Consider the following 20,800-nt stretch of genomic DNA (forward strand, 5'->3'; position numbering starts at 1 on the left):
AAGACCCTGATGTCCACTGTAATGCCAAGCCTGCGGGCCTATCGCGCCAGCCTGCTGCACTTCCACGCCGATCCGGCGTTCGCCGAACATGCCTACTCCTGGCATGAGGACGGACTGCTGCTGGTCGACGGCGACAAGATCCATGCCGCCGGCGATTACGCCCAGCTGGCGCCTACGCTGCCCGAGGGCGTCGAGGTGCATGACTACCGCGGCAAGCTGATCGTCCCCGGCTTCATCGACACCCATCTGCATTTTCCGCAGACCGACATGATCGCTTCGCCGGCGCCTGGCCTCCTGCCGTGGCTGGAGACCTACACCTTCCCGACCGAGCGCCAGTTTTCCGACCCGGCGCACGGGCGCGAAGTGGCCGAGTTCTTCCTCGACCAGCTGCTGCGCAGCGGGACGACGACCGCGATGGTCTACTGCACCGTGCACAAGGAATCGGTGGACGCGTTTTTCGAAGCCAGCGAAGCGCGCGGCCTGCGCATGGTCGCCGGCAAAGTGCTCATGGACCGCAACTGCCCCGAATTCCTCGCCGACACGGCGGAGAGTGGGGCGCGCGACAGCGAAGAGCTGATCCGCAAATGGCACAAGCGCGGGCGCTCGCTGTACGCGCTGACGCCGCGCTTTGCGCCGACGTCGACCGAAGCCCAGCTCACGCTGACGGGCGAACTGGCGCGGGCCTACCCGGACACCTTCATCCAGACCCACGTGTCGGAAAACCGCGACGAATGCGAGTGGGTCAAGTCGCTGTTCCCGGCGTCGCGCAGCTACCTCGACGTGTACGACCACTACGGCCTGCTGCGTCCGCGCGCCTTTTTCGGCCACTGCATCTGGCTCGACGACCGCGACTTCGCGCGCATGGCCGAAACGCAGTCGGCGGCGGCGGTGTGCCCGACCTCCAACCTGTTCCTGGGCAGCGGGCTGTTCGACTTCGAGCGCGCCGACGTGGCGCGGGTGCCGCTGTCGCTGGCGTCGGACGTGGGCGCCGGCACGGCGTTCTGCATGCTGCAGACGATGAACGAGGCGTACAAGGTGGCGCGCATGAAGGGCAGCTACCTGCCGGCGCTGCGCATGTTCTACCTGGCGACGCTGGGCGCCGCGCGGGCGATGCAGCTCGAAGGGACGATCGGCAATTTCGCGCCGGGGACCGAGGCGGACTTTATCGTGCTCGATCCGCAGGCCACGCCGCTGCTGGCGCGGCGCAGTGCCGAACTGAATAACCTGGAAGAGCTGTTGTTTGCGCTGGCGCTGCTGGGAGACGATCGGGCGATTGCGGCGACCTATTCAGGCGGGCGCCTGGTTCATCAGCGGTAAATGCGAAGATGGGGTCAGGTCCGCGGGACCAGACCCCGATGCTGCCGACGCCGGGGTCTGGTCCTGCGGACCTGACCCCATTTTTACGCCAGCGTTTCGATCAGCTCGAGCAGCTTGACATGATCGAGCGGCTTGTTGAGGAAGGCGGTGGCGCCCTGGCGCAGCGCCCACACGCGGTCCGAATCCATGTCCTTGCTGGTCAACAGGATCACCGGGATGTGCCAGGTGGTCTCGTCGTTGGTGATGGCGCGCGTGGCCTGGAAACCGTTCAGGCCCGGCATGACGATATCCATGATGATCAGGTCCGGCAGCTCGCTCTTCGCCTTGGCGACGGCTTCCTCGCCGTCGTTGGCCATGATGACGCGGTGCCCCTCCTTGGTCAGGAGGGCGTTCAGGACCAGCCGCTGCGACAGGGAATCGTCCACTACAAGTATTTTTTGATTGGCCATGGCAGTGTGGTTCAGGTTGCGGATGTCGGGGAGGGCGCCTGCTGTTCGGCCACCTTTTCTTCCGGCAGGTAGCGCCAGTAGAACGCGTGCGGCTGCATCGAAAACTCGTCCTGCAGCTCCTTGCAGATCATCGATTCGGCCAGGTACAGCGCCTTCAGGTTGGTGGTGCGGCTCAGCGTCACATACACGCGCAGCGTCTTGGTCTGCGACGAGTTGTGCAGCTCCATGTCGGTCACGTCGATTTCCATGCCGCGCAGCTTTCTCTTGATGTGTTTGGCCACATCGCGCTTCACGGCTTTGAACAGCTCCGGACTGAGGAACCTGGCGTTCGACATGAATTAAAGCCCCGATCGAATGACGAAAATATGGAAAGTGCGCGTCTGGGCTGCGCACTCACCAGTAGATATGATGTGTTGCCCGTCGTCAACCGGTCAAGGTCAAGGAAGGCGCAATTTTTCGTCGGCGCGCAGTGGCCGGACTCAGCGATATTATACCCGCAACCCGGTGAAATGGTGCTGGAAAGCAACATCATGCTGCGTGTTGCAAACAAGGCATGAAGGCTATACAGTAGCCGCGCACCACGCACAAACATTTACCGAGAGAACATCGAATGCACAAGACATTAAGCGGCGCCATGCTCGCCCTGGCCCTGGCGGGCATCGCCGTCGACGCCGGCGCCAAGGGTCCTGCCACCAAGGGCAACGAAGCGGCCACTGCGCATTATTTCGCCGGCCTGGTTAGCGGCGCGGATCCGAAGCTGGCCGAACTGACCATGTTCTTTTCGCAAATGCCCAAGGGCGGCGACCTGCATCACCATTATTCGGGCGCGCTGTACGCCGAGCAGTACGTCGATTTCCTCGACAAGCAGGGCCTGTGCGTCAACAAGACCACCTACCGCATCGAAACGAACAAGGCCGTGATCGACGCCGAGCGCGCGCTGCCCGCGGCGCAGCGCAACTGCCTGTCCTCGGGCGAAGTGTATGCGGACGACGCCGCCTACCGCGAGCTGCTGCAGCGCTGGTCGAGCAAGGACTTCCGCAACCACGGCGCGGTGCAGCCGCCGCCGGACCGCCAGTTCTTCCAGACCTTCGGCTTCTTCGGCCCGGTGTCGAACGCCAATTTCAATGAGGGCCTGCAGACCCTCAAGCAGCGCGCCATCGCGGAGAACGTCAGCTACATCGAAACGATGTTCAAGATGGCGCCGTTCTCGACCGACGCCGGTTTCGACGCCCGGGCCTGGCAGGCGCGCGACGACGCGGAGCTGACCGCGCTGATGCGCAGCCAGCTCGCCCAGCTGAACCAGGACGCCGGCTTCCAGCGCACCATCGACGATTACGTCGCCAAGATCGCCTCGGCCGCGGCCGGCATCGACGACGACAAATTCACCATGCGCTACCAGTCCTACGTGCTGCGCCTGCTGGCGCCGTCGCAGGTGTTCTCGTCGATGGTGGCCGGCTTCAAGGCGGCCGGCCAGAGCGAGCTGATCGTCGGCGTCAACATCGTCGGCCAGGAAAGCCAGATGGTGTCGATGCGCGACTACACCTTGCACATGAAGATGTTCCAGTTCCTCAAGGCGCAGTATCCGAACGTCAAGGTCGCGCTGCACGCGGGCGAGCTGGCGCTGGGCGACGTCGCGCCGGAAGGGCTCAAGTTCCACATCGACCAGGCGCTGGCGCTGGGCCACGCCGACCGCATCGGCCACGGCATCGACCTGGCGCACGAGAGCAACGTGCTGGGCATCATGAAGAAGATGCGCGAGGCTGACATTCCCGTCGAGATCAACCTCACCAGCAACGACTTCATCAACGGCGTGCGCGGCGAGGCCCATCCGGTGACCCTGTACCGCAAGCATGGCGTGCCCTTCGTCATCTCGACCGACGACGCCGGGGTGACGCGCCACGACTTGTCCAACGAGTACATGCTGTTTGCCAGCCGCTACAAGCCAGACTACGCCGAGGTGAAGAGGCTGTCCTACGACAGCGTGCGCTACGCCTTCCTGCCCGAAGCGCAGAAGCAGCGCCTGAAGCGCCAGCTCGACGTGCGTTTCGGCAAATTCGAGGCCGACATCGCCGCGCTCGACCGCCAGCGCACCGCACCCGCCCGCTGATCAAGGTTCCGGCCGGCGCCGCCGGCCCGGAGCGGCGCCGCTTCCCGGCAGGGCGCGGCGTGGCGAAAATGTGATCATAAGTTTAACTTTGTGGTCAACTCGCTACACAATTTCGTCCAGAGCGCTCCCTTTGGCGAATATCCGCGTTAAGAGATTTCTTATAGGAATGCCTCATTTATAATTCCGTCGTTCCCTCTGGCAGGAATAAATGCTGGGCAAACAATGTTTCGAGGCCCGTGTTTTGCTTATTTATAGCGTTTTGATATAAATATGCAAAGCAAATCGTATTTGCCGTGCATCGCAAGCCTCATGCATAGTGAACGATAGCAATGCAAAACGACAATATTTTTCCTGGTGATCTGTCATCAAAGTGAAATGGTCATTTGGCATGATGTCTGGCTGGACGCCGCTCGGAGAAATCCGCTTGCCGGGGGTGGCAATGAATAAGCGACGGTTGCCGCGGCAGCCGTGGCGCGCAGGTTTGCAGTAAAAAAGAGAAGTTCCTTCCGACACCAGTCGGACAGTCGCTTGACATAACTTTGTTGTCTTTTTTGGGGTTATACAATGATCACTCACAAACGGATCCAGCTGACCAAGCTGGCGCTGGCATTGTCCATCGCGTTGGCCGCCGCGCCATCCTTTGCACAGAACACGACCTCTGCGATCGCAGGTCGTATTTCCGGCCCGGACGGAAAACCCGCCAGCGGCGCCACCGTCACCATCGTGCACACCGAATCGGGTTCGGTCAGCACCGTGACGACGGACGCCGAAGGCCGCTACATTGCGCGCGGCTTGCGTACCGGCGGTCCATACACGATCACCATCAGCCGTAACGGCGTGACGGAAAAGCGTGAAGGCGTGTTTACCCAGCTGGCCGAGACCGCATCGGTCGACGCCACCATCGGCGCGATCCAGTCCGTGACCGTGACCGGCTCGGCCGCACGTTCGGAAAAATTCTCGCGCAGCAACATGGGCGCCACCACCAACATCGGCGCCACCGAACTGGCCACCCAGGCTTCGATCCAGCGCAACCTGCAGGATTACGCCCGTGCTGACCCGCGCGTGTCGCAGACCGACAAGGAGCGCGGCGAACTGTCCGTGGCCGGCCAGAACTCGCGCTACAACTCGATGACCATCGACGGCGTGGCCGTGAACGACACCTTCGGCCTGGAAGCGAACGGCAGCCCGACGGCGCGCCAGCCGATCTCGATCGAAGCGATCCAGTCGGTGCAGGTGAACGTCGCCAACTACGACGTGACCCAGAAGGGCTACACTGGCGCCAACATCAACGCGGTCACCAAGTCGGGCACCAACGACTGGAAGGGCGGGATGTACTACGTGTTCCGCGACGACCGCCTGGTCGGCAAGCGCTACAACTACACCAACGACACCTACTTCGACGCGCCTGCGTTCGAAGAGACGACCAAGGGCGGCTGGGTCAGCGGCCCGCTGGTCCAGGACAAGCTGTTCCTGTTCGCGCTGCTCGAAGAGCACAAGAGCACCCGTACCGCGCCGGCCTTCGGCCCGCTGGGCAGCCCGATGACCAACGTCGGCATCACGCCGGCCGCGATTGCATCGGCACAAGCGATTGCCAAGAACACCTACAACGTCGACATCGGCGGCCTGAACGTGCCGGAAGGCTCGGCCCTGTCGGTGCGCGAGCAGATGATCAAGGTGGACTGGAACATCAGCGACAAGCATCGCGCCAACCTGCGCTACGCCACGACCAACCAGGCCGAGCCGATCTTCCCGTTCATTTCCTCGACCGGCCTGACGCTCGATTCGACCTTCTACTCGCAAGGCAAGACCATCGAGACCACGGTCGCCCAGGTGTTTTCGGACTGGACGCCGAACTTCTCGACCGAGCTGAAGGCGTCGCGCCGCAAGTACGACGCCGTGCCGACCAACAACTCGCGCATGCCGCTGGTTGGCCTGCAGTTCACCGGCCCGCTGCCAGCCGGCAGCCCCGCCGGCGTGCCGACCGGCAGCCGCTTCCTGAACTTCGGTACCGAAAACAGCCGTCAGCGCAACATCCTCGGCACCGATACCCAGGATCTGTATGCCGGCGCCAACTGGTCGATCGACGACCACGAGATCAAGTTCGGTACCGACTATGCCCGCAACCGCATCTACAATGCGTTCCTGCAGAACATCTTCGGCAACTACACCTTCGGTTGCGTCAACAGCAGCGCCACCTACACCTACTCGTTCGGCGCCGTGAACTGCTCGACCAGCAGCCAGGCAACGATCGAGCAGGCCGTGCTGGAAAACTTCCGCATCGGCCGTCCATCGGCCTACACGGTCCAGGTAGCAGCACCGGGCGGTTCGCTGGATAACGCTGTCGCCAACTTCACGCTGAAAAACACCGGCCTGTTCGCGCAGGATACCTGGAACGTCTCGCCGGCCCTGACCCTGACCTACGGCGTGCGCATCGACTCGGCCAAGGTGGACAACCGTCCGCTGGCCAACGCCGCTGCCGCAGCGCCTATGGTTCCGGGCAAGGTTGTCGGCGGCGTCTTCACGCGCCAGTCCGGTGGCTTCGGCTACGACAACACCCGCACCATCGATGGCCAGAAGCTGATCCAGCCGCGCTTCGGCTTCAACTACAAGCTGATGCCTGACCGCAATATGCAACTGCGCGGCGGCGCCGGCCTGTTCCAGGGCGCGGCAGCAACGGTGTGGATGTCCAACCCGTTCTCCAACCCTGGTATCGCCACCCGCGTGATCACCTGCAGCACCTCGACCACGCCGCAGTGCCCATCGACCGGCGGCACGTTCAGCGCCAACCCGGACACCCAGCCGACCAGCATCGCCGGCTCGACCCCGGCGGCGAACGTCGACTTCCTCGACCCGAGCCTGCGCCAGCCTTCGATCTGGAAATCGAACCTGGCGTTCGAGACCGAACTGCCATGGTATGGCGTCGTGTTCGGTGCTGAGATGCTGTACACCAAGAACAAGGATTCGATCTACTACGAATCGCTGAACCTGGGTGCACCAACCGCCACCGGTACCGACGGCCGCAACCTGTACTACAACGCAAACGGCCTGGACAGCACCAAGTTCACCGCAGCGAACGGTTCCGTGACCGTCAGCGGCGTGTCGTCGAAAGCGCTGAGCAACCTGAGCTACGGCAACGTCATGCTGGCCAAGAAGACCGACCTGGGCGACGCCAAAGTGCTGACCCTGTCGTTCTCGCGTCCGCTGACCCGCGGGCTGGGTTGGTCGGTCGCCTACTCGCGCACCGATGCAACCGAAGTGTCGCCGCTGACCTCGTCGGTCTCGACCTCGAACTTCAACGGCCGCTCGGTATTCAACCCGAACGAAAACGTTGCCTCGAACTCGAGCTACCTGGTCAAGGACCGCGTCAACATGCTGGTGAACTGGCAGAAGAAATTCTTCGGCACGTACAACACCCGCTTCGGCCTGTTCTACGAAGGCCGTTCGGGCAAGCCATTTAGCTGGACGGTCAACAATGACCTGAACGGTGACGGCCTGGCCGGTAACGACCTGATGTACATTCCGAAGGCCCCAGGTTCGGGCGACGTGCTGTTCTACGGCGACACGGCCGCCAACCACCCTGCCGAAGACAAGTTCTGGGGCATCGTCAACGGCGACAAGGACCTGCGCAATGCGGCAGGCAGCGTCGTGAAACGTAACGGCAGCTTCGCGCCTTGGACCAACAGCTTCGACATGCGCATCAGCCAGGAGATTCCAGGCCTGTTTGCCCGTAACAAGGCCAGCCTGGCAATCGACTTCCTGAACTTCGGCAACCTGCTGAACAAGCGTTGGGGTCACATCAACGAAGTGACGTTCCAGTCCGCCGGCGGCCAGGCACGCAGCTTCGTCGACTATGTTGGTATCGACAAGGCAAGCGGCAAGTATGTGTACGCCGTGCGTCCGCAAGTCGAGAGCCTCGACATTCGCCAGGCCAAGGGCGAATCGCAGTGGGCAATCCAGGCAACGGTCAAGTACGAGTTCTGATAGAACCGTCTGAGCGTTGTTGAAAAAGGCTGGTGGCGACACCAGCCTTTTTTTATGGAACGCGCAATGACGCCACCCGGCCGATACATTCGAATACATTCCATGCGGGGCAATCCTCCCACCGCCCCTGGCTCTTAGGTTATCCTTCAGTCCTATGAAATCATTCCCCAATACCCTCACGCTGGCGGCGCTGGCCGCCGCGCTTCTTTCCGGTTGTGCCTCCACCGATGCGAACCGGCCCGCAGCGGCCCCAATCGACATCAACCTGGTCGCCCTGAACGACTTCCACGGTCATCTCGATGCGAGCAAATTCGTCTACACGAGCGCGCGCGACGGCAAGGAAGTCACCACCACGGCCGGCGGCATCGACAACCTCGCCGCGGCGCTGCAGGCGTTCCGCAAGGAAGACAAGGACCTGCTGCTGGTCGGCGCCGGCGACCTGGTTGGCGCCAGCCCCGCCATGTCGTCGATGTGGGCCGACGAGCCGAGCGTCGATGCGCTTGGCATGCTCGGGCTGCGCGTGTCCTCGGTGGGCAACCACGAATTCGACCAGGGCCGCGTCGAACTGGTGCGCAAGCAGACCGGCGGCTGCGCCACGGCCGCCCAGCCGGCCAAGGCCTGCAAGTTCGCGCCCGATTTCCGCGGCGCCCAGTACACCTATCTCGCATCGAACGTGATCGACGCCGCGACCGGGCGCTCGCTGTTCCCGGCCTACTCGATCCAGACGGTGAAGGGCGTGAAGATCGCCTTCATCGGCGCCGTGCTGAAAGACACCGCCTCGGTGGTGGTGGCGTCGAGCATCGCCGGCCTGTCTTTCATCGACGAAGCGACCGCGATCAACCAGGCCGCCGCGGAAGCGCGCGTGCAGGGCGCCACCGCGTTCGTCGTGCTGATCCACGAAGGCGGCAGCACGCCCGAGCCGTTCGACCAGCCTGATTGCAGCCAGCTCAAAGGCCCCATCGTCGGCATCTCGCGCAAGCTCGATCCGGCGATTCGCCTGATCGTCAGTGGCCACACCCACAAGGGCTTCCAGTGCAAGGTGGACGGCCGCACGATCACCCAGGCGCAGATGGGCGGGCACGTCCTCTCGCGCATCAAGCTGGCGGTCGATCCGGCCACCGGCGCCGTGCGCGACGTCAGCGTGCGCAACGTGCCGGTACTGGCAGGCCAGTATCCCGCCGACCCGGCCGCGACGGCCTTCCTGGCCTCGGTCAAGGCGCGCAGCACGGCGGCGTTGGCGCGTCCCGTAGCGCGCGTGGCGTCGAAAAGCGTCGGGCGCAAGGCCAATGCCGCCGGCGAAACGCCGCTGGGCGACCTGATCGCCGACGCCGTCGTCGAAGCCACCCGCGCGCAGGGCGTGCAGATCGGCTTCATGAACGTCGGCGGCATGCGCGCCGACTTTGACGCCGGCGACAACCTGGTGGCGACCTTCGGCCAGGCCCAGGTTGTGCTGCCGTTTTCGAACACGCTGGTGGTGATGGACATGACGGGCGCGCAGATCCGCGGCCTGCTCGAGCAGCAGTTCCAGCGGCCCGACGACCACGAGGGCCATGCGATCCTGCAGGTCTCGAGCGGACTGCGTTACCAGTGGGACGACTCGCGGCCGAAGGGCGGCAAGGTGGTCCCGGGCAGCATCCGCATCGACGGCGCGCCGCTGGACGAAGCGAAGACCTACCGGGTGGTGGCCAACAACTTCCTGGCCGAAGGCGGCGACGGCTTCCCGATGTTCGCCAGCGCCACCAACAAGAAAGACACCAGCATCGTCGACCTCGACGCCTTCATCGGCCTGCTGGTCAAAAAAGAAACCGAAGGCGCCGGCGCATCGTTTGCCGCGCCGGCCCCGCGTATCGAACGCATCAAATAAGGAAAACCGAAGCATGAAAAAACTAGCTTGTGTACTCGCGCTGGCAGGCGCCTTCGTCTCCACCGAGGCTCTCGCCTGGGGCAACGACGGCCACCGCGCGGTCGGCGCCATCGCCGACAAACTGATCAAGGGCAGCAACGCCGGGAAGCAGGTCGCCGCGCTGCTGCAGCCGGGCGAGAGCCTGGAATCGGTCGCCAACTGGGCCGACTGCGTCAAGGGCAATTACTGCGGTCCGCAGACACCCGAGATGGTCGCGTATGTGAACGCCAATCCGAAGGCCAGCGAGTACCACTACACCGACGTGCCGTTCCAGAAGGACCACTACCATGACGGCGACGTCGGCACCGGGCCGGACGACATCGTGCAGACGCTGAAGGAGGCGATCGCCGTCCTGCAGGGCAAGACCGATCCGGCGCTGAATCCGCACGGCTTCTCGAAGCGCGAGGCGCTGCTGCTGATCACCCACATGACCGGCGACATCCACCAGCCGCTGCACGTGGGCGCGGCCTACGTGGGCGCGGACGGTAAGTTCGTGGTGCCGAACAAGCACACCGACATCGACACCGTGGCGATCTTCGATTCGCGCGGCGGCAACAACTTCCTGATGGACGACGAGAAGGTCGCGGCCATGGGCAAGCAGATCGAAGGCGAGAACCCGAAGCCGCGCGAAGGAGTGCCGCGCGCGCTGACCAAGCCCTTCCACTCGTACTGGGATTCGACCTCGGTCGATTACGCGATGCGCCGTATCGGCACCCGCACGCCCGAGAAATTCGCGCAGGCGGTCATCGACAGCAACCCGGGCGTGGTCAAGAACAGCGGCGATCCGGTGACCTGGCCGTACCAATGGGCCGACGACGCGCTGGTGGTGTCGAAGCTTGCCTACGCCGACGTGACCCTCGGCCCGGGCAACCGCCAGGTCGGCAAGAAGGGCGACGTGTACTACAACTGGAACATCGAAGTGCCGTCCAACTACCCGGTGCCGAGTTCGGCGATCGCCAAGACCCAGCTGATCAAGGGCGGCTACCACCTGGCCGCTTTGCTGCAGGCCATCTGGCCGAATCAATGAAACGCACGCTGACCGGTGCGTTGGCGCTTTTTGCCAGCGTTTCAGCGACGGCGCAGACGTTGCCGTTATGGGAAGCCGGCGTGGTGGTGGGCGCCGTCACCTCGCCCGCCTATCCGGGGGCGGCGGAAAAGACCAGCCGCGCGCTGGCGCTGCCGTTCTTCGTCTACAGGGGAGAGGTGATCCGCACCGACCAGGGCGGCATCGGCGCGCGTGTGGTGCATACCGACCGGGTCGATTTCGATGTCGGCTTCGCAGGGTCGCTGCCATCGCACGATGTAGCCGCCCGCGAAGGGATGCCGGACCTCGGCCTTCTGCTCGAATTTGGGCCCCGCCTGAAATACCTGATCGCCAACCCCACGCCGAGCAGCCGGCTGCGCATCGAACTTCCGCTGCGTGCGGTGTTCGAAGTGCATGCGGGCGTGCGCCGCCAGGGAACCACGTTCGAGCCGCGCCTGGTTTGGGATACGCGCGAGAACGGCAGCCCGTTCGGCTATGACCTGAGCGTAGGCGCGGTGTTTGGGGACCGTGGGATCAATCGCTACCTGTATGACGTGGCGCCGCAATACGCCACTGCCACGCGGCCTTCCTACAGCGCGTCCGCCGGGTTGATGCTGGTACGTGCGGGCGCGTCGGCAAGTTACCGATTCCGCCCGGACGTGCGCGTCTATGTTTATGCGCGCGAGGAAAGCTATGCCGGTACTGCGAATCTCGACAGCCCGCTGGTGAAGGGCCGCAACGGCGCGTCGTTCGGTGTCGGTGTGCGCTGGACGCTGGGCCGCTCGGCACGGAATGCAGTCAGCGCGCAATAAGCGATGACGAAAAAAATGGCGCCGTCGGCGCCATTTTTTTGTCCCTGCCAGCGTCGGCTAGCGCGACTTGACGAACGGTTTGCCGATCGCTTTCGGCGCCACCGACTTGGCCATCAGGCCAGCCAGCACAATCACCGTGACGACGTACGGAATCATCTGGATCAGCGAGCCCGGGATGCGGCCCACGCCCGGCAGGTCCACGCCTTCCATCTGGATCTGCACCGCGCTGAAGAAGCCGAACATGACGCAGCCGAGCGCCGTGAACATCGGACGCCAGTTGCCGAACACGAGGGCGGTCAGGGCCAGGTAACCCGCGCCGGCCGACATGTCGCGCAGGAAGAAGCCGCTCTGCACGATCGCCAGGTAGGCGCCCGAGAACGAGCACAGCACGCCGGCGATCATCATCGCCGCATAGCGCGTCGCCTCGACGTTCACGCCGGCCGCATCGGCCGCGTGCGGATTTTCGCCGCAGGCGCGCAGGCGCAGGCCGAAGCTGCTGTGGTAGACCACCCAGTGCACCAGCGGCACCAGCGCGAACGCCAGGTACACCAGCACCGAATGGCCGCCGATCACATGGCCGTAAAGCCAGCCGATGAAGGGCACTTGCTCCAGCGCGGCGGTACCCGGGAGGACCACGTCGTACAGGCGCGCCTGGCCGAGGTCCGGCGTGCGGCCGCCCTGCTGATAGAAGAACTGCGCCAGTACGAAGGTCAGCCCGCTCATCGCGATGTTGATCGCGATGCCGGCCACCAGCTGGTTGCCCTTTTGCGTGATGCTGACGAACGCCTGCACCATTGCCAGCGCGGCCGACACGGCCACGCCGGCCGCCACGCCGTACCACGGATTCTGCGTGGTGTAGGCGACGGCGGCCGAGGCGAACGCGCTGGCCAGGATCTTGCCTTCCAGGGCGAGGTCGATCACGCCGCTGCGCTCGGCGAACAGGCCCGCCATCGCGGCGAACATCAATACCGGGGCATTGCGGATGGTCGATACCACGATGCTGGCTAAATGGAGATCTTCCAACATGGCTTACCCTTTCTTCCCAACGTTGATCAGTTTCAGGATTGCCGGCGCATAGAAGTTCTCCATCGCGCCGCAGAACAGGATGATCAGGCCCTGGATGAAAATGAAGGTCTCCTGCGGGATGTTCGGCTTTTCCAGCGACAGGTCGAAGCCGCCCTGGATCAGGGCGCCGAACAGGACCGACGACAGGAAGATGCCGACCGGATGCTGGCGCCCCATCAGCGCGATCGCGATGCCGACAAAGCCGGCGCCGGCGGGGAAGTTCAGCGACAGGTAGTGGGTCGAGCCCATGACCGAGTTGACAGCCGCCAGGCCCGCCAGCGCGCCCGACACCAGCATCGCGACGATGATCATGCGGCTGATTTTCACGCCGGCGTAGTGCGCCGCGTGCTGATTGAGGCCGGTGGCGCGCAGCTGGTAGCCCCACGACGAACGCCACACCATGACGCCGTACACCACCAGCGCGAAGATCGCGAACAGGAAGCTGATGTTCAGCGGCGTGTCGCCCAGGATCGGGAAGAGCTGGTTCAAGCGCGGCATTTCGGCGGCGGCCGAGAACACGCGGCTGGCCGGATTCTGCTGGCCTTCCGGGATCAGGTACTTGACGATGATGAAGTTCATCAGACTCGCGCAGATGAAGTTGAACATGATCGTCGTGACCACCACGTGGCTTCCGCGTTTGGCCTGCAGGTAGCCCGGGATGAAGGCCCAGGCGGCGCCGAACAGCGCGGCGCCCACCATGCCGGCCGGGATCAGCAGCCAGCCAGGCAGGATGCGGTCGAGGGCCAGCATCGCCAGCGTCAATCCCAAGCCGCCGAAGTACATCTGGCCTTCGCTGCCGATGTTAAAGAGGCCGGCCTTCATCGCGATCGACACGGCAAGGCCGGTGAAGATGAAGGTCGAGGCGTAGAACAGCGTGTAGCTCAGGCCTTCCGGATTGATGATGGCGCTGTTGATCAGGATGCCCATCGATTCGGTGGGGCTCTCGCCGAGCAGGTGGATCACCAGCGCGGCCACCAGCAGCGCCGACAGCAGGTTCAGGAGGGGCAGGGCGACCGCGGTGGCCCAGCGTGGAAGTTCAGTCGTTTTCATGAGGTATGCATCCCGCCCATCAGGAGGCCAATGCGGGTGGTGTCAAATTCTTCGATATTCAGTTCGCCGGTGATGCGGCCGCCCGACATGACGATGATGCGGTCGGCCAGCGCACGCACTTCTTCCAGTTCGACCGACACCAGCAGGATCGCGACGCCTTCGTCGCGCATTTTCAGCAGCTGCGTGTGGATCGACTCGATGGTGCCGATGTCGACGCCGCGGGTAGGCTGCCCGACCAGCATCAGCTTCGGCGCCGCCGACACTTCGCGCGCGATCACCACCTTTTGCTGGTTGCCGCCCGAGAGCAGGCCGATGCGCAGGTCCGGATTGGCCGGGCGCACGTCGAAGGCCTTGAGCAGGCCCGCGCAGCGTTTGGCGATGGCGCCGAAATCGAACAGGCCCCAGCGGTTCTTCACCCGGTCCTGGTAGCCGAACACGGTGTTCTGCTCGACCGAGAAATCCTTGATCACGCCGTCGCGCAGCCGGTCTTCCGGCACGTGGCCGATGCCCAGGTTGCGGAAGGTGGCCGGCAGGCCGTCGGCGTCGTGGCGGCCGGCGAACGGCAGCGCCTTGCCCAGCATCTCGACCTTGCCGGAGGTCGGCAGGCGCATGCCCGACAGGATCTCCATCAATTCGCTCTGGCCGTTGCCCGACACGCCGGCGATCGCGACGATCTCGCCGGCGCGCAGCGTGAAGCCGATGTCGGCCAGCAGGCGCACGCCGGCCTTGTCCTGCAGCTGCAGGTCGGAGACGGCGAGCACCGGCGCGCCCGGCTTGAACGGCGCGCGCGGCAGCTCGCTCTGGATCGGGCGCCCGACCATCATGTTGGCCAGTTCTTCCTTCGACGTGGCCGCGGTGGCGACGGCGCCGACCACGCGGCCGGCGCGCATCACCGTCACCTGGTCGGTGATCTCCATGATCTCGCCCAGCTTGTGGGTGATCAGGATGATGGTTTTGCCCTGCTCCTTGAACAGGCGCAGGATCTCGAACAGCGACGCGGTCTCCTGCGCGGTCAGCACCGCGGTCGGCTCGTCGAGGATCAGGATGTTGGCGCTGCGGTAGATCTGCTTGAGGATCTCGACGCGCTGCTGGGCGCCGACCGACAGGTCCGAAATGGTCGCCAGCGGATCGACGTCGAGGCGGTAGCGCGTGCAGATCTCGCGCAGCTTCGCCTCGGTGGCGGCGCGGTGCGCGGCCAGGCGGAAGCCGCCTTCGGTGCCGAGCATGACGTTGTCCAGCACGGTCATGTTCTCGACCAGCATGAAGTGCTGGTGCACCATGCCGATGCCCAGCGCGATCGCCTCATGGCTGGTGCGGATGTTGCGCGGCTCGCCGTCGATCAGCAGCTGGCCGCTGTCGGCGTTATAGTAGCCGTACAGGATGCTCATCAGGGTCGACTTGCCGGCCCCGTTCTCGCCGATCACGCCGTGGATCGAACCTTTGGCGATGGTAAAGCTGACGTCGGCGTTCGCCTGCACCGGGCCGAAGGCCTTGCATATGTTGCGAAATTCTACGGCTGGCTGCATAGCGAATCAGTAGGTAAGGGTAAATGCATCAAAAGCGCGCCGGACCGGGCTGGCCGGTGCGGCGCGCTTTCAGTTAATACGAAAAGATCAGACCGGGCAGCTGCTATTGGCGCGGTAGTCGATGACCTTGATCTTGCCATTGATGATGGCCGTCTTGGCTTCGTTGACCTTCTTCTCGATTTCCGGCGATACCACCGCGCGGTTATCCTTGTCGAGCGCCCAGTCCACGCCGCCTTCCTTCAGGCCGCGGTAGGTCACTCCCGGTTTCCAGGTGCCGTTCTTGACCGCCATGAAGGAGTCGTAGATGGCGCCGTCGACGCGCTTGACCATCGAGGTCAACATCGTGCCCGGGTGGAGGTAGTTCTGGTTCGAATCGACGCCGATCGCCAGCTTGCCTTTTTCCTTCGCGGTCTGCAGCGTGCCCATGCCGCTGCCGCCGGCAACGGCGAACACCACGTCGACGCCGCGGTCGAACTGCGCGCGCGCCAGTTCGCCGCCCTTGGCCGGATCGTTCCAGGCTGCGCTGGTGGTGCCGACCATGTTCTGCAGGACTTCCACTTTCGGGTTATTGGCCTTGGCGCCCTGGGTGTAACCGCAGGCGAAGGCGCGGATCAGCGGGATGTCCATGCCGCCCACGAAACCGAGCTTCTTGGTCTTCGACGCCATCGCCGCGGCCACGCCCACCAGGTAGGAGCCTTCTTCTTCCTTGAACAGCACGGAATTGATGTTCGGGCCTTTGGCGACGCTGTCGATCAGCACGAATCGCACGTTCGGGAATTCGGCCGCGACCTTCTGCACCGCCTGGGTCTGCGAGAAGCCGATCGCCGCGATCAGGTCGAGCTTCTTGCGCGCCAGGCCGCGCAGCACTTGCTCGGCCTGGGTGTCGCTGCTGGCCTGCGCTTCGATGTAGTTGATCTTGGTCTCGGCCTTGAAGCGGCTGGCGCCTTCGAATGCGGACTGGTTGAACGACTTGTCGAACTTGCCGCCGGCGTCGTAGACGATGCCCAGTTTCGGGTCGGCCGCCGAGGCGCTGGCAGCGACGCACAGCGCCGCGATCGTGATACTAAGTTGCTTTAATTTCATGAAGGCTCCTGGAATATCGATATTGTACCCGGCGCAACGGCTGCGTTGGGAGGGTCTGTGTAGCTTAATAGTAACTAAACAGGCAAAGCCAGCGATTCCACGTCGGCGAGACGGATTGTGTCAGGCCTGTGCGCAACAAGTGGTTACCGATTGTATCGAGTGTGATTCCAGTGCGAACTATGCATCAATGGCAATATGTATGGCAAATACGATTTTTCTTGCCGATTTATATTTTTGTGAAATATATGGAGGAGGTTGTCGTACCTGTGGAGGCAGGTACCCATGCTGAATCGGCGCAGAGGTGAAGCGAACCCAGTATGGGTACCTGCCTGCGCAGGTGCGACACCCATCTACTCGTGCGCGACGGGATTGAGGATGTTCAGGAACGCCCGCACCACCGGCGCGTCGTCCTGCGTGGTGTAGGCGATATACAGGTTGGCCGACGGCGGATCGGTCTTGATCGGCAAAAAGATCACGCCCGGCCAGCCGATCCGGCTGGTGGTCTCGGGCATCAGCGCCACGCCCAGTCCCGCGCCGACCATCGCCAGCAGGGTCTGCGGCTCGGTCGCCTCCTGGAATATGGTCGGCTGGAAGCCGGCGTCGATGCAGCACTGGATCAGGTAGCGCGGGAACGCCGACTTGTCGAGCGCGAGCGTCAGCATCGGCTGGTCGGCGATGTCGATCAGTTCCACGTGGCCCTTGACGGCCAGCGGATGGTGCTCGTTGACCGCCACGCACACGTTCTCGCGGAAGCATAGCTCCTGGCGCAGGTTGTCGTGTTTGAGTTCGTCCGGATCGAGCGGCGGCTCGCGCCAGAAGCCGACGTCGATCTGCTTGGCGCGCAGCGCCTCGTACTGCGCGTTCGGGCCCGACTCGTGCAGCGTCCAGGTCACGCGCGGGAACTTGGTCTGGAATTCTTCGAGCAGGCTGGGAATCGGCCCCCACATCGCCGAGCCGACGATACCCACGCGCAGGCGCCCGACTTCGCCGCGGTCGATCTGGCGGATCGTGTCGATCGTCATGCGCATCCGTCCCAGCAGCTCGGACGCCTCGGTCATCAAGGCCTTGCCGGCCACGGTCAGCTCGAACGTGCGGGTGGTGCGCGCAAACAGCTTCACGCCAAGCTCGCTCTCGAGCTTCATGATCTGCTGCGACAGCGGCGGCTGCGAAATGTGCAGCCGTTCGGCCGCGCGGCTGAAGCTCTTTTCCTCTGCGACCGCGAGGAAGTATTTCAGCTGTTTCAGGTCGATGGACATGGGAGCGGTCTCAGATCGGTTGCAGGCCGGGCAAATCGTGCAGGGCGAGCGCCAGCTTCGCGCCGACCACCGCGTTGTGCTTGACCAGCGCGATGTTGGTGGCCAGGCTGCGCCCCGCGGTCAGCTCCTTGATGCGCGACAGCAGGAACGGCGTCACCGCCTTGCCCGTCACGCCGCGCTGCGCGGCCTCGCCCAGCGCCTGTTCGGTGATGCGGTCGATTTCTTCCTTCGGCATCGCCGACGCTTCCGGCACCGGGTTGGCGACGACCACGCCGCCGGCCAGGCCCAGTGCCCACTTGGTCTGGATGAAGGCGGCCTGCTCCAGCGCGCCGTCCATCTGGAAGTCGGCCTTGAAGCCGCTGTCGCGCGTGAAGAAGGCGGGAAAGCCCGGCTGGCCGACGCCGATCACGGGCACCCCGTGGGTTTCCAGGTATTCGAGCGTCAGGCCAATGTCGAGGATCGATTTGACCCCGGCGCACACCACCGCCACGCTGGTGCGCGCCAGCTCCTGCAGGTCGGCCGAGATGTCGAAGCTGGTTTCGGCGCCGCGGTGCACGCCGCCGATGCCGCCGGTGACGAACACCTTGATGCCGGCCAGCGCCGCGCAGATCATGGTCGCAGCCACCGTCGTGGCGCCCAGCCTGCGCTCGGCGACCACGAAGGCCAGGTCGCGCCGGCTCACCTTCATCGCGTCCGGCGAGGTGCCGAGCAGCTCGAGCTGCTCGTTCGACAGGCCGATGCAGATCTTCCCGCCGATGATGGCGATGGTCGCCGGCACGGCGCCGGCGTCGCGGATCAGTTGCTCGACTTCGCGCGCCATCTCCACGTTCTGCGGATACGGCATGCCGTGCGAGATGATGGTCGATTCGAGCGCGACGACGGGCTTGCCCGCTGCGCGTGCCGCGGCCACTTCGGGCGAGAACAAGAGGAACTGCTGCATGGTCATTCCTGGTAAAGGGCGTTGAAAGGCTGCGGCGCGGCGGCGCCGGCGTCGAGGGCGGGAACGTCGTCGAGGCTGTCGATGTCGAGGTGGGGGCAGACCGTCTCCTCGCAGGCGAGCGTCATGGCCGAGAGCTTCAGGCCGCGCCGGCACGCCAGCTCGAGGTCTTCGCTGCCCTGGAACAGCGACCAGCACACGGCTGCCGCGAAGGCGTCGCCGGCGCCGGTGACGTCGACGATATGCGCGTCCGGCGCGTCCAGCTGGCCGACGCCGCCGGCGCGGGTGAAGACCACGCCTTTGCCGCCGCGCGTGACGATGACGTCCTGGACGCCTTGCGCGCGCACCAGCGCGCAGGCCGCGGCGAAGTCGGCGTCGGTGACGATCTTCTTGCCGACCCGGGTCTCCAGCTCGCCGTGATTGAGGATCAGCAGGCGCACGCCGCGCAGGTCCAGCGGCAGGCGCGCCATCTTCGGCTGCGACACCGCCACCACGATCAGCGGAACCGCGTCGCGCGCCGCTTCCGCGATCAGCGCGGCCACCGTGTCGAGCGGCAGGTTCAGGTCGGCCACACTCAGGGCGGGCAGGGCGCCCGGCGCCCGCCCGGCCAGGAAGTCCGGCGTGATGGCGTCGTACAGGGCCATGTCGGCCAGCGCCACCAGCATTTCGCCGTGGTCGTCCAGCACCGCGGTGTAGGTGCCGCTGCAGGTGTTATCGAGTTTGAGCGTGCCGCGCGTGTCGATGCCGGCCGCCTCGGCGTGCGCCAGCAGCGCGCTTCCCGACGAGTCGTTGCCGATCGCCGTCGTCAGCGACACCGGGGCGCCGAGCCGGGCCAGGTTCTCGGCGATGTTGCGCGCCACGCCGCCGAACGATTCGTCCTGGCGCGCGGGATTCGAAGTGCCCATCGTCAGCGTCGCCAGCGAACGCAGTTTGCGATCCAGGTTGGCCGCGCCGAAGCAGGCGATCGGCCGGCTCCCGGGCAGCACGTAGGCGCGCCCGAGCAGGCGCCGCTCGCGGATCAGGCTGGCGATGTGGCCCGCCACCGCCGAGCGCGACAGGCCCAATTGCACCGCCAGGTCCTGCTGGGAGATGAACGGGTTGGAACGGATCAGTTCGTAGAGCTGGTCTTTTTTCGACGAGTCGGTCACGGGGTACTTTTCACAAACATTTGTCTTTGATGGTAAACACTTGTTCGCCGCGAGTCAACGACGGATCGTTTTAAGCCAGGCTTTAAATAGGCGATGTCTGCACGGGCCCACAGGATTGCCCAGGATTTATATGCAGTATATATAAATAAGGAAGAAAAAGGGTATTTGCCATACATATCGAACTTCATGCATAGTTATAATACTAGGCTGGCCGTTCGCGCCCGCACCTGTCCCCTGATTGAAGCCCCTCTCACCGAACAAGGAAACCGCATGTCCAACAACACCCCATTCGAAGCCGCCGATGTAATCCGCGCGCGCAAGCCTGGTTTCGCGCCCCGCGTGGCGATGATCCTCGGTTCCGGACTGGGCGTGCTGGCCGAGCAGATGACCGACGCCGTCTCGATCGGCTTCGACGAACTGCCTGGCTTCCCGATCAGCACCGTGCACGGCCACGCCGGCGAACTGGTGCTCGGCACGCTGGCCGGCGTCGACGTCGTCTGCATGAAAGGCCGGGGCCACTTCTACGAAGGCTACGGCATGGGCGTGATGACGTCGGCCGTGCGCACCATGAAGCTGCTCGGCTGCGAGATGCTGTTTGTGACCAACGCGGCCGGTTCGCTGCGCACCGAAGTCGACGCCGGCAGCCTGGTCGCGCTGACCGACCATATCAACTGGCTGCCAGGCACGCCGATGATCGGCCCGAACGACGACCGCTTCGGCCCGCGCTTCTTCAGCATGGCCAACGCCTACGACGCCGACATCCGCAACCTGGTCAAGCAGACCGCCGCCGACAAGGGCATCACCCTGCACGAAGGCGTGTTCATCGCCTACCCGGGCCCGAACTTCGAAACCGCCGCCGAGATCCGCGCGATGGCCCGCCTGGGCGCCGACGTGGTCGGCATGTCTGTGGTGCCGGAAGTCGTCTCGGCGCGCCACTGCGGCCTGAAGGTCACCGGCGTGTCCGTCATCACCAACCTGGCCGAAGGCATGTCGCCGTTCCCGCTGTCCCACGAGCAGACCCTGAAGTACGCCGCCATCGGCGCCAAGGACCTGGTCACCCTGATCCTGGCCTTCCTGGAAAACGTGGCGAAGACGCCGGGCGACGCCTCGCCGCGCGCCGACGCCTGATCGACTTACATTAA

16 protein-coding genes are annotated in these 20,800 nt (G+C 64.4%); 7 read left to right on the forward strand and 9 right to left on the reverse strand.

Annotation, left to right across the window (positions count from 1 at the left end; genetic code table 11):
* The first annotated feature begins 9 nt into the window (after positions 1–9).
* Positions 10–1,317, forward strand: a complete 1,308-nt coding sequence (guaD, locus tag Q4S45_RS01865; RefSeq protein ID WP_305508613.1) for a guanine deaminase — start codon at positions 10–12, stop codon at positions 1,315–1,317.
* A gap of 83 nt (positions 1,318–1,400) precedes the next feature.
* Here the strand turns inward: guaD and Q4S45_RS01870 are convergent, their stop codons facing one another.
* Entirely contained in the window at positions 1,401–1,766 is a 366-nt protein-coding gene (locus tag Q4S45_RS01870) for a response regulator (RefSeq protein WP_305508615.1), read from the reverse strand.
* A gap of 11 nt (positions 1,767–1,777) precedes the next feature.
* A complete protein-coding gene (locus Q4S45_RS01875) occupies positions 1,778–2,101 on the reverse strand; it encodes a hypothetical protein (protein WP_305508616.1) in 324 nt (107 codons plus the stop codon).
* A 275-nt stretch (positions 2,102–2,376) separates the two neighbouring features.
* Between Q4S45_RS01875 and Q4S45_RS01880 the strand changes: the two genes are divergently transcribed.
* The 5 genes from Q4S45_RS01880 (at position 2,377) to Q4S45_RS01900 (ending at position 11,593) form a co-directional block, all read left to right on the forward strand.
* Positions 2,377–3,873, forward strand: coding sequence for an adenosine deaminase (locus tag Q4S45_RS01880; protein WP_305508618.1), 1,497 nt, complete (start codon positions 2,377–2,379; stop codon positions 3,871–3,873).
* A gap of 564 nt (positions 3,874–4,437) precedes the next feature.
* Positions 4,438–7,854 carry a TonB-dependent receptor gene (locus Q4S45_RS01885; RefSeq protein WP_305508620.1) on the forward strand — a complete coding sequence of 1,139 codons (3,417 nt, stop codon included), beginning with the start codon at positions 4,438–4,440 and terminating at the stop codon, positions 7,852–7,854.
* Between the two features lie 154 nt (positions 7,855–8,008).
* Entirely contained in the window at positions 8,009–9,718 is a 1,710-nt protein-coding gene (locus Q4S45_RS01890) for a bifunctional UDP-sugar hydrolase/5'-nucleotidase (protein ID WP_305508621.1), read from the forward strand.
* A gap of 13 nt (positions 9,719–9,731) precedes the next feature.
* A complete protein-coding gene (locus Q4S45_RS01895; RefSeq protein ID WP_305508623.1) occupies positions 9,732–10,784 on the forward strand; it encodes a S1/P1 nuclease in 1,053 nt (350 codons plus the stop codon).
* On the forward strand, positions 10,781–11,593 hold the full coding sequence (locus Q4S45_RS01900) for a MipA/OmpV family protein (RefSeq protein WP_305508625.1): 813 nt from the start codon (positions 10,781–10,783) through the stop codon (positions 11,591–11,593). Before Q4S45_RS01895 ends, Q4S45_RS01900 begins: the two co-directional genes overlap by 4 nt.
* A gap of 57 nt (positions 11,594–11,650) precedes the next feature.
* On the opposite strand, the gene Q4S45_RS01905 is transcribed toward Q4S45_RS01900, so the two are convergent.
* From Q4S45_RS01905 to Q4S45_RS01935, 7 genes are all read right to left on the reverse strand, one after another.
* Positions 11,651–12,619 carry an ABC transporter permease gene (locus Q4S45_RS01905; protein WP_305508627.1) on the reverse strand — a complete coding sequence of 323 codons (969 nt, stop codon included), beginning with the start codon at positions 12,617–12,619 and terminating at the stop codon, positions 11,651–11,653.
* Positions 12,620–12,622: 3 nt separating this feature from the next.
* Positions 12,623–13,708, reverse strand: coding sequence for an ABC transporter permease (locus Q4S45_RS01910; protein ID WP_305508629.1), 1,086 nt, complete (start codon positions 13,706–13,708; stop codon positions 12,623–12,625).
* Positions 13,705–15,234, reverse strand: coding sequence for an ABC transporter ATP-binding protein (locus Q4S45_RS01915; protein WP_305508631.1), 1,530 nt, complete (start codon positions 15,232–15,234; stop codon positions 13,705–13,707). Before Q4S45_RS01915 ends, Q4S45_RS01910 begins: the two co-directional genes overlap by 4 nt.
* An 87-nt stretch (positions 15,235–15,321) precedes the next feature.
* Positions 15,322–16,317: a BMP family protein gene (locus tag Q4S45_RS01920; RefSeq protein ID WP_305508632.1), complete on the reverse strand. Its 996-nt coding sequence runs from the start codon at positions 16,315–16,317 to the stop codon at positions 15,322–15,324.
* Between the two features lie 350 nt (positions 16,318–16,667).
* Complete coding sequence (locus Q4S45_RS01925) at positions 16,668–17,573, reverse strand: LysR family transcriptional regulator (protein WP_305508634.1); 906 nt, start codon at positions 17,571–17,573, stop codon at positions 16,668–16,670.
* 10 nt (positions 17,574–17,583) lie between these two features.
* A complete protein-coding gene (locus Q4S45_RS01930) occupies positions 17,584–18,513 on the reverse strand; it encodes a pseudouridine-5'-phosphate glycosidase (protein ID WP_305508636.1) in 930 nt (309 codons plus the stop codon).
* Between the two features lie 2 nt (positions 18,514–18,515).
* Positions 18,516–19,658, reverse strand: a complete 1,143-nt coding sequence (locus tag Q4S45_RS01935) for a carbohydrate kinase (RefSeq protein WP_305508638.1) — start codon at positions 19,656–19,658, stop codon at positions 18,516–18,518.
* Positions 19,659–19,928: 270 nt separating this feature from the next.
* Here Q4S45_RS01935 and xapA point away from each other — a divergent pair, with 270 nt between their 5' ends.
* Complete coding sequence (gene xapA, locus Q4S45_RS01940; protein ID WP_305508639.1) at positions 19,929–20,786, forward strand: xanthosine phosphorylase; 858 nt, start codon at positions 19,929–19,931, stop codon at positions 20,784–20,786.
* Positions 20,787–20,800: the final 14 nt, after the last annotated feature.

The organism is Massilia sp. R2A-15 (genome assembly GCF_030704305.1).
Classification (GTDB): domain Bacteria; phylum Pseudomonadota; class Gammaproteobacteria; order Burkholderiales; family Burkholderiaceae_D; genus JAFCUW01.

Excerpts from the sequence above, each read along its gene's own strand:
- guaD (WP_305508613.1), top strand. The coding sequence starts at position 10 with ATGTCCACTGTAATGCCAAGCCTGCGGGCCTATCGCGCCAGCCTGCTG.
- Q4S45_RS01870 (WP_305508615.1), bottom strand. The coding sequence starts at position 1,766 with ATGGCCAATCAAAAAATACTTGTAGTGGACGATTCCCTGTCGCAGCGG.
- Q4S45_RS01875 (WP_305508616.1), bottom strand. The coding sequence starts at position 2,101 with ATGTCGAACGCCAGGTTCCTCAGTCCGGAGCTGTTCAAAGCCGTGAAG.
- Q4S45_RS01880 (WP_305508618.1), top strand. The coding sequence starts at position 2,377 with ATGCACAAGACATTAAGCGGCGCCATGCTCGCCCTGGCCCTGGCGGGC.
- Q4S45_RS01885 (WP_305508620.1), top strand. The coding sequence starts at position 4,438 with ATGATCACTCACAAACGGATCCAGCTGACCAAGCTGGCGCTGGCATTG.
- Q4S45_RS01890 (WP_305508621.1), top strand. The coding sequence starts at position 8,009 with ATGAAATCATTCCCCAATACCCTCACGCTGGCGGCGCTGGCCGCCGCG.
- Q4S45_RS01895 (WP_305508623.1), top strand. The coding sequence starts at position 9,732 with ATGAAAAAACTAGCTTGTGTACTCGCGCTGGCAGGCGCCTTCGTCTCC.
- Q4S45_RS01900 (WP_305508625.1), top strand. The coding sequence starts at position 10,781 with ATGAAACGCACGCTGACCGGTGCGTTGGCGCTTTTTGCCAGCGTTTCA.
- Q4S45_RS01905 (WP_305508627.1), bottom strand. The coding sequence starts at position 12,619 with ATGTTGGAAGATCTCCATTTAGCCAGCATCGTGGTATCGACCATCCGC.
- Q4S45_RS01910 (WP_305508629.1), bottom strand. The coding sequence starts at position 13,708 with ATGAAAACGACTGAACTTCCACGCTGGGCCACCGCGGTCGCCCTGCCC.
- Q4S45_RS01915 (WP_305508631.1), bottom strand. The coding sequence starts at position 15,234 with ATGCAGCCAGCCGTAGAATTTCGCAACATATGCAAGGCCTTCGGCCCG.
- Q4S45_RS01920 (WP_305508632.1), bottom strand. The coding sequence starts at position 16,317 with ATGAAATTAAAGCAACTTAGTATCACGATCGCGGCGCTGTGCGTCGCT.
- Q4S45_RS01925 (WP_305508634.1), bottom strand. The coding sequence starts at position 17,573 with ATGTCCATCGACCTGAAACAGCTGAAATACTTCCTCGCGGTCGCAGAG.
- Q4S45_RS01930 (WP_305508636.1), bottom strand. The coding sequence starts at position 18,513 with ATGCAGCAGTTCCTCTTGTTCTCGCCCGAAGTGGCCGCGGCACGCGCA.
- xapA (WP_305508639.1), top strand. The coding sequence starts at position 19,929 with ATGTCCAACAACACCCCATTCGAAGCCGCCGATGTAATCCGCGCGCGC.